Below are 8,479 nucleotides of genomic sequence, written 5' to 3' on the forward strand. Positions count from 1 at the left end.
CACGCTGTCGTAAGGTGCACTTCTGGCAGCGTGGCCGTGGCGGAACGGAGAGAGCCGTGAAGATCCTCATCAGCGCCGACATGGAGGGTGCCACGGGGGTGACATGGCCGGCCGACGTCCTGCCCGGCACACCCCAGTGGGAACGCTGCCGCTCCATGTTCACCTCCGACGTGAACGCGGCCGTGCTCGGCTTCTTCGACGGCGGCGCCGACGAGGTGCTGGTCAACGAGGCGCACTGGACGATGCGCAACCTCCTCCTCGAGGAGCTCGACGAACGCGCCGAGATGCTCACCGGGCGCCACAAGTCGCTGTCCATGGTCGAGGGCGTCCAGCACGGCGACGTCGACGGCATCGCCTTCATCGGCTATCACACCGGCGCCGGCGCGGAAGGCGTCCTGGCCCACACCTACCTCGCCAACTCCATCACCGGCGTCTGGCTGAACGGCGTCCGCGCGAGCGAGGGCCTGCTCAACGCCCACGTCGTCGCCGAATACGGCGTCCCCGTCGTCCTCGTCACCGGCGACGACCTGACGTGCGAGGACGCGCTGAGCTACGCCCCTGAAGCGCTCAAGGTCGCGGTCAAGGACCATGTTTCGCGCTACGCGGCCGTCTGCCGGACCCCTGCCCGCACCGCGGCGGACATCCGCGCCGCGGCCAAGGAGGCCGCCGGCCTCGCCGTACGCCACGCGCCGGTCGAGGGCGGGCCGTTCACCGTCGAGCTCGAGTTCGACGCCGAGCACCTCGCGGCGGCGGCCACCGTCGTCCCGGGCGTGGCACGGGCCCGGGGCGAGAGGCGGGTGGTGTACACCAGCGGGACGATGTACGAGGGCATCCGCACATTCAAGGCGGTCACGACGATCGTCTCCGCCGCCGTGGAGGAGCAGTATGGCTGACGTGACAGACACCCCCATCGACGCCCGCGCCCTCGACGAGGTGGTGACCTTCACCTCCGAGCTCATCCGCATCGACACCACCAACCGGGGCGACGGCGACTGCCGTGAGCGGCCCGCCGCCGAGTACGTCGCCGAGCGTCTGGTCAACGCGGGGCTCGATCCGGTGCTGCTGGAGCGCACCCCGGGCCGCACCAACGTGGTGGCCCGCTACGAAGGCTGGGACCCGGGCGCCGACGCGCTCCTCGTCCACGGCCACCTCGACGTGGTCCCCGCCGAGCCCGCCGACTGGACCGTCCACCCCTTCTCGGGCGAGGTCCGCGACGGCGTGGTCTGGGGCCGCGGCGCCGTCGACATGAAGAACATGGACGCCATGGTCCTCGCGGTCGTCCGGGCCTGGGCCCGGCACGGCATCCGGCCCCGCCGCGACATCGTGATCGCGTACACCGCCGACGAGGAGGCCAGCGCGGAGGACGGCTCCGGCTTCCTCGCCGCCGAACACGCCGACCTCTTCGACGGCTGCACCGAAGGCATCAGCGAATCCGGCGCCTACACCTTCCACGCCGGCCCCGACATGGCGCTCTACCCCGTCGCCGCCGGTGAACGCGGCACGGCCTGGATGAGACTCACCGCGGACGGCAGAGCGGGCCACGGCTCCAAGGTCAACCGCGAGAACGCCGTGACCCGGCTCGCCGGAGCGGTCGCCCGGATCGGCGAACACCACTGGCCGGTACGGCTCACACCGACCGTGAAGGCCGCCCTGGTCGAACTCGCCGCGCTCCACGGCATCGACGTGACCAGGGCGGACCTGGAGACCACCGGCTTCGACGTCGACGAGCTGCTCGCCAAGCTCGGCCCGGCCGCCAAGCTCGTCGAGGCGACGGTGCGCAACAGCTCCAACCCGACGATGCTGAACGCCGGTTACAAGCTCAATGTCATCCCGGGCAATGCCACCGCGTACGTGGACGGGCGGATCCTCCCCGGCACCGACGAAGAGTTCCACGCGACCATGGACGCGCTCACCGGCCCCGACGTCCACTGGGACTTCTACCACAACGAGATCGCCCTCCAGGCGCCGGTGGACTCCCCGACCTTCGCCAAACTCCGCGCCGCGATCGAGGCGTTCGACCCGGACGCCCATGTGGTCCCGTTCTGCATGTCCGGCGGCACCGACGCCAAGCAGTTCGCCCGGCTCGGCATCACCGGCTACGGCTTCTCACCGCTGAAGCTGCCGCCCGGCTTCGACTACCAGGCGCTCTTCCACGGCGTCGACGAACGCGTCCCCGTCGACGCCCTCCACTTCGGCGTCCGGGTCCTCGACCACTACCTGCAGACCGCTTAGGGGGATCGGACATGGTGCCCACCGGGGCCTACGGAACCTGGCCGTCGCCGATCGACGCGGCCCTCGCCGCGTCGCACGACGGACGCCCCGAGTATCTCGGCGTCGTCGGCGACGAGGTGTGGTGGACCGCGCCCCGCCCGGCGGAGGGCGGCAGACGCGCCCTGGTGCGCCGTCGGCCCGACGGCGCCGAGGAATCGGTGCTCCCCACCCCGTGGAACGTCCGCAGCCGCGTCATCGAGTACGGCGGCATCCCCTGGGCCGGGGTCGACCGCGAGGAGCACGGCCCGCTCGTCGTGTTCGTCCACTTCCCCGACCAGCGGCTCTACGCCTACGAGCCCGACCTGCCCGGCGCCGAGCCGCGGCCCCTCACCCCCGTGTCGGACCTCGGCGGCGGACTGCGCTGGGCCGATCCGCAACTGCGGCCCGAGCGTGGTGAGGTGTGGTGCGTCATCGAGGAGTTCACCGGACCCTCGCCCACCGACGTCCGCCGGGTCATCGCCGCCGTACCGCTGGACGGCTCGGCGGCCGGCGACCGGTCCGCGGTACGGGAACTCAGCGACGACCGGCACCACTTCGTCACCGGGCCGCGGCTGTCGCCCGACGGGGCCAGGGTGGCATGGCTCGCCTGGGACCACCCGCGAATGCCGTGGGACGGCACCGTCGTCATGGTCGGCGACGTGACGGAACACGGTCCGTACCAGAACGTCCGGCCGGTGGCCGGCGAGAGCGACGAGTCGGTCGCCCAGGTCGAATGGGCCCCGGACGGCTCTCTGCTGTTCAGCGCCGACGGCGGCGGATGGTGGGAACTCCAGCGCATCGGGCCCGGCGCCCTGGACTCCGAGCGGCGCACACCGCTGTGCCCGGGGCGCGGCGAGGAGTTCGGCGGGCCGCTGTGGAAGATCGGCTCGGAGTGGTTCCGGCCGCTCCCCGGCGGACTGATCGCCGTCATCCACGGCAAGGGGGCGACCGCGCTCGGGATACTGGACCCGGAGACCGGCGAACTCGTCGACGCCCCGGGGCCGTGGAGCGAGTGGGCGCCGACCCTCGCCGTGCACGGCGACCGGGTGTTCGGCGTGGCGGCCAGCCCGCGCAGCGCGTACGAGATCGTGGAGCTCGACACCCGTACCGGCCGGGCCCGGGTCATCGGCAGTCCGCACGACGACCCGGTCGACCCGGCGTACTACCCCGAGCCGCAGATCCGTACCTTCACCGGGCCCGGGCACCGCGAGATCCACGCCCACATCTACCCGCCGCACAGCCCCGACCGGGTGGCGCCCGACGAGGAGCTGCCGCCGTTCGTCGTCCGGGCGCACGGCGGCCCGACCGGTCGCGCGGGGCTCGTGCTCGACCTGGAGATCGCCTACTTCACCTCCCGGGGCATCGGGGTGGCCGAGGTCAACTACGGCGGCTCCACCGGTTACGGCCGCGAGTACCGCGACCGGCTCAAGGAGCAGTGGGGCGTCGTCGACGTCGAGGACTGCGCGGCCGTCGCGCAGGCGCTCGCCGACGAGGGGACCGCGGACCCCGCCCGGTTGGCGATCCGCGGCGGCAGCGCCGGCGGCTGGACCGCCGCGGCCTCGCTCGCCACCACCGATGTGTACGCCTGCGGGACGGTCATCTTCCCCATCCTCGACCTCTTCGCCTGGGCGACGGGGGAGACCCACGACTTCGAGTCGCGGTACCTGGAGTCGCTGGTCGGCCCGCTCGACGAGGTCCCCGCCCGCTACCGGGAACGCTCGCCGATCAACCACGTCGACCACATCACGGCGCCGTTCCTGCTGCTGCAGGGCCTGGACGACGTGATCTGCCCGCCGGTGCAGTGCGAACGGTTCCTGGAGCAGATGGCGGGACGCCGGATCCCGCACGCCTACATCGCCTTCGAGGGCGAGGGCCACGGCTTCCGCAGGGAAGACACCCTGGTCCGGGCGCTCGAGGCCGAACTGTCGCTGTACGCCCAGACCTTCGGCGTCGCCCGTACGGATGTCCCCCTGTTGGAGCTGAGGAAATGACGCTGGAGCCGCTCACACGTCCGAGGCGTCTGCGGGCCGGGGACCGGGTCGCCGTCGTCGCGCCCAGCGGTCCCGTACCGGAAGACCGCCTCGATGCCGGCCTGGACATCCTGCGCGGCTGGGACCTCGACCCCGTCGTCCTGCCGCACGTCCGCGACACGCACCCTGAGCTGGGGTATCTCGGGGGCACGGACGAGGCCCGTGCCCGCGACCTCACCCAGGCGTGGTGCGACCCGTCGGTCTCCGCCGTGATCTGCGCACGCGGCGGGTACGGCGTCCAGCGGATGGTGGACCTCGCCGACTGGGACGCGATGCGCGCCGCCGCCCCCAAGGTCTTCGTCGGCTACAGCGACATCACCGCGCTCCACGAGGCGTTCGCGGTGCGGTTGGGCCTCGCCACCCTGCACGGCCCGATGACCGGCACGGAGACCTTCCTCAAGGACGCCCGCACGCAGGACTCGCTGCGCGCCACGCTCTTCGAGCCGGAGACCGTGCAGCAGCTCCACGGCCTCGGGGACACCCGCCCCATGGTGTCCGGCCGCGCCCGCGGCGTCACCCTCGGCGGCTGTGTCTCATTGATCGCCGCCGACCTGGGCACACCCCACGCCCGGCCGTCCGCGCGGGGCGGGCTGCTGCTGATCGAGGACGTGGAGGAGGAGAACTACCGCCTCGACCGGATCCTCACCCAGCTCCTGCGGGCCGAGTGGCTCGACGGCGTCGCGGGCGTCGTCCTCGGCTCCTGGGCGCAGTGCGGTCCCTACGAGCAGATCCGCGCGGTCCTCGCCGACCGGCTCGGCGGGCTGGGCGTCCCGGTCGTCGAGGAGTTCGGCTTCGGCCACGGCCCCACGAACCTCACGATGCCGCTCGGTGTCCCGGCCGTGCTGGACGCGGACGCGGGGACGCTGACGCTGGACGTGCCGGCGCTGGTCTGATCCACCCCGGTCCACCGCCGGCCCGGTCCACGGTTGGCCCGATTACCTGCCGGCCTGATCCGGCGTGGGCCCGATCCCCTGCCGGACCGGTCCGGCGTCGGTCCGATCCGCTGCTGAACATCTGTCGACAACCTCACGCATGAGCGTTGACGTGCATCTGACATGTCCCGCAGCATGGGCGTCGGCCGCCTACTTACCGGTCGGTATGGCGCGTTGGGTCATGTCGGCCTCGGGCAAGGCGGCCTCCGTCGTGACGTCCTCGATGTGGAGGTCCTTGTGTCCCGTGCCCTGCCCCGAAGCCGCAAGGCCCTCGCCCTGGCCGCGGGAGCGGCGTTCCTCGCACCGCTCACCGTCGCCTCCACCGCAACGGCCGCTCCGACGCCGCAGCCCGGTTACAGCGTCACGGCACTGAAGTTCACCGTCCAGGCCGGCGGCAGGACCTGCGTGATCGACGCCGACCTCTACCGCCCCGCCGGCCTCGACCGGCACCGGACCGCTCCCGCCGTCCTCACCACCAACGGCTTCGGCGGCAGCAAGGCCGACGGCTTGACGGACGCCACGGCCCGCGCGTTCGCCGCCCGGGGCTATGTCGCGCTGGCCTATTCCGGTCTGGGCTTCGGGGCTTCCGGCTGTCTCATCTCCCTGGACGACCCGGACATCGACGGCAGGTCCGCCTCCCGGCTCATCGACTTCCTCGCCGGGAAGCACGCGGCCGACGACGGCACGACGGCCGACTTCGTGACCAGGGACGGCCACGGCGACCCGCGCGTCGGCATGATCGGCGGTTCGTACGGCGGGGCGATCCAGCTGGCCACCGCCGCGGTGGACCACCGGGTCGACGCCCTCGTCCCCATGATCACCTGGAACGACCTCAACCACTCCCTCGACCCCAACAACGCGGTCGCGACGTCCGTGCCGGGAGCCTTCAAATGGCAGTGGGCCGACGGCTTCTGGCTGATCGGGGAGGGACAGCCGCTGACGAACCCGAGCCTGGATCCCTCACGCTTCGGCTCGCTCCAGTGTCTGCACTTCGTCGCCAAGGCCTGCGACACGCTGCGCCTGCTCAACTCCGGCCGCTACCCCGCCGACCGCGTCGACGCGATGCGGACCTTCGCCCGCAGCGTCTCGCCCGTCTCCTATCTGCCGCGCGTCGAAGCGCCCACGCTGCTGATCCAGGGGCAGGCCGACAGCCTGTTCACCCTCAACGAGGCGGAGGACAGCTACCGGACGCTGAAGGCCGAGGGAACGGAGACCAAGATGATCTGGCAGTCATGGGGACACAGCGGCGGCATGACCGACCCCGCCTCCGGAGAACTCAACCTCGGTGAGGGAAACCTCGGGACGAGCTACGTGGGCCGGCGCATCCTCGCCTGGTTCGACCGGTACCTGCGCAAGAACACCGCCGTGGACACCGGACCCGACTTCGCCTATTACCGCGACTGGCAGAGCGGCTACGGCGAAGCGGCCGCCGTACCCTCCCTCTCGCAGAAGCTCTACCTGTCCGGCGACGGCAAACTCGTCGACACCCGAGCCAAGGTCGCCCGCGGCAGCCGCACCTACACCAACCTGCTCGTGCCGACCAGCCACTCGGAATCCTCGCTCGCCGGCATCATCGGCGTGCCCGACCCCCGGCCCTACGACATGAGGGGCACCCACCTGGGGTGGCGGAGCGAGCCGCTGACATCGGCCGTCGACGTGGTCGGCGCCCCACGGGCCCGGCTCAAGGTGGTCTCGCCCCGGACGGAACGCGTCCAGCACTCCGGGGACGCGGCCGACAAGCTGGTGCTGTTCGCCAAGGTCTACGACATCGCGCCGAACGGCACCAGGACCCTGGTGAACCGCCTGGTCGCGCCGGTCCGGGTACCGGACGTGACCAAGGCGTTCACCGTGGAGCTGCCAGGGATCGTGCACCGCTACGAAGCCGGGCACCGGCTGGAGTTCGTCATCGCGGCGAGCGACACGGCGTACTTCGGCAACCGCGGGGTCAAGCCCGTCACGGTCGTCAGCGCACCCGGCGACACCGGCGTGCTCGAACTCCCCGTCGTCCGGGGCTCACTGTCCTGACTGCGCTCCGAGGCCCGCGTACCCGGGCCGGATCACCTCGTCGATCAGCCGCTGCCGCTCCGGCAGCGGCAGGAACGCCGACTCCACCGCCGCGACCGTGAACTCCTCGAACACCGCCGGTCCGTAGCCGAAGGCGTCCACCATGTGCCGGAACTCCTCGCTCATGGTGGTGCCCGAGACGAGTCGGTTGTCGGTGTTGAGCGTGACGCGGAAGCCGAGACGGCGCAGCAGGTCGACGGGATGCGTGTCGTACGACTTCGCCGCGCCCGTCTGGAGGTTGGACGTCGGGCACACCTCCAGGGCGATGCGGTTGTCGCGCACGTAGGAGGCGAGACGGCCGAGCGTGGCCGTGCCGTCGTCGTGGACCTGGATGTCGTCCGTGATACGGACACCGTGACCGATCCGCTCGGCGCCGCACACCTGCACGGCCTCATGGATCGACTCCGCGCCGACCGCCTCACCGGCGTGGATCGTGAAGTGGCAGTTGTGGCGACGCAGGTGCTGGAAGGCGGCGAGGTGCCGGGCCGGCGGATTGCCGACCTCACCACCCGCTATGTCGAACCCGGCGACGCCGCGGTCGCGGTGCGCGACCGTCAACTCCGCGATCTCCAGGGAACGCTCGGTGTGCCGCATGCCGGTGAGCAGCGCGCGCACGGTGATCCTCCCGCCGCTGCGCCGCTCACCCTCCCGCAGTCCCGCGTTGACCGCGTCCACGACCTCGTCGAGACCGAGGCCCCGCTCCTGGTGCTGCTCGGGCGCGTACCGCACCTCGGCGTACACGACACCGTCCGCGGCCAGGTCCTCCGCACACTCGGCGGCGACACGCTCCAGCGCCTCGCGGGTCTGCATCACCGCGCAGGTGTGGGCGAAGGTCTCCAGGTAACGCTCCAGCGAGCCTGAGTCGGCGGCGTCCCGGAACCAGACCGCGAGAGCGGCCGGATCCTCGGTCGGCAGCCCCTGGTAGCCGCAGTCGCGAGCCAGCTCGATGATCGTCCCGGGCCGCAGACCGCCGTCGAGGTGGTCGTGGAGGACGGCCTTGGGTGCGCGCAAGATGTCAGACAAGTGCATCCCGGGAGTGTACGGCACGGGAGCGCTGCGCTTGAGACGGGCGTGTTCCCCACCCCGCCCCTTCCCGTAACGGGGGGCTCCGGACCCCGTACCGCCCTGCGGGCGGCGTACCGCGCTCCGCGCGGTGCCCTCAATCTCCCCCTACGGCCTGGCGGCCGTGGGAGGTGCCCCCAG

The 8,479-nt window shown here is 71.8% G+C and carries 6 protein-coding genes; 5 read left to right on the forward strand and 1 reads right to left on the reverse strand.

The genetic code is table 11. The features are described from left to right. Positions 1–56 precede the first annotated feature (56 nt). The 5 genes from AB0K36_RS19410 (at position 57) to AB0K36_RS19430 (ending at position 7,237) form a co-directional block, all read left to right on the forward strand. On the forward strand, positions 57–893 hold the full coding sequence (locus AB0K36_RS19410; protein WP_364595656.1) for a M55 family metallopeptidase: 837 nt from the start codon (positions 57–59) through the stop codon (positions 891–893). Continuing rightward, complete coding sequence (locus tag AB0K36_RS19415; protein ID WP_189464498.1) at positions 886–2,232, forward strand: M20/M25/M40 family metallo-hydrolase; 1,347 nt, start codon at positions 886–888, stop codon at positions 2,230–2,232. Before AB0K36_RS19410 ends, AB0K36_RS19415 begins: the two co-directional genes overlap by 8 nt. A gap of 11 nt (positions 2,233–2,243) precedes the next feature. Further along, positions 2,244–4,241 carry a S9 family peptidase gene (locus AB0K36_RS19420; RefSeq protein ID WP_364595659.1) on the forward strand — a complete coding sequence of 666 codons (1,998 nt, stop codon included), beginning with the start codon at positions 2,244–2,246 and terminating at the stop codon, positions 4,239–4,241. Then, positions 4,238–5,173, forward strand: coding sequence for a S66 peptidase family protein (locus tag AB0K36_RS19425; RefSeq protein ID WP_364595662.1), 936 nt, complete (start codon positions 4,238–4,240; stop codon positions 5,171–5,173). Before AB0K36_RS19420 ends, AB0K36_RS19425 begins: the two co-directional genes overlap by 4 nt. Positions 5,174–5,449: 276 nt before the next feature. Further along, the gene (locus AB0K36_RS19430; RefSeq protein WP_435877889.1) at positions 5,450–7,237 is read left to right on the forward strand and encodes a CocE/NonD family hydrolase; all 1,788 of its coding nucleotides are present in this window, start codon (positions 5,450–5,452) and stop codon (positions 7,235–7,237) included. On the opposite strand, the gene AB0K36_RS19435 is transcribed toward AB0K36_RS19430, so the two are convergent. Next, a complete protein-coding gene (locus AB0K36_RS19435; RefSeq protein ID WP_364595668.1) occupies positions 7,226–8,305 on the reverse strand; it encodes an adenosine deaminase in 1,080 nt (359 codons plus the stop codon). The genes AB0K36_RS19430 and AB0K36_RS19435 overlap by 12 nt on opposite strands. Between the last annotated feature and the right edge of the window lie 174 nt (positions 8,306–8,479).

It is taken from the genome of Streptomyces kurssanovii (assembly GCF_040677245.1).
Lineage (GTDB): Bacteria > Actinomycetota > Actinomycetes > Streptomycetales > Streptomycetaceae > Streptomyces > Streptomyces kurssanovii.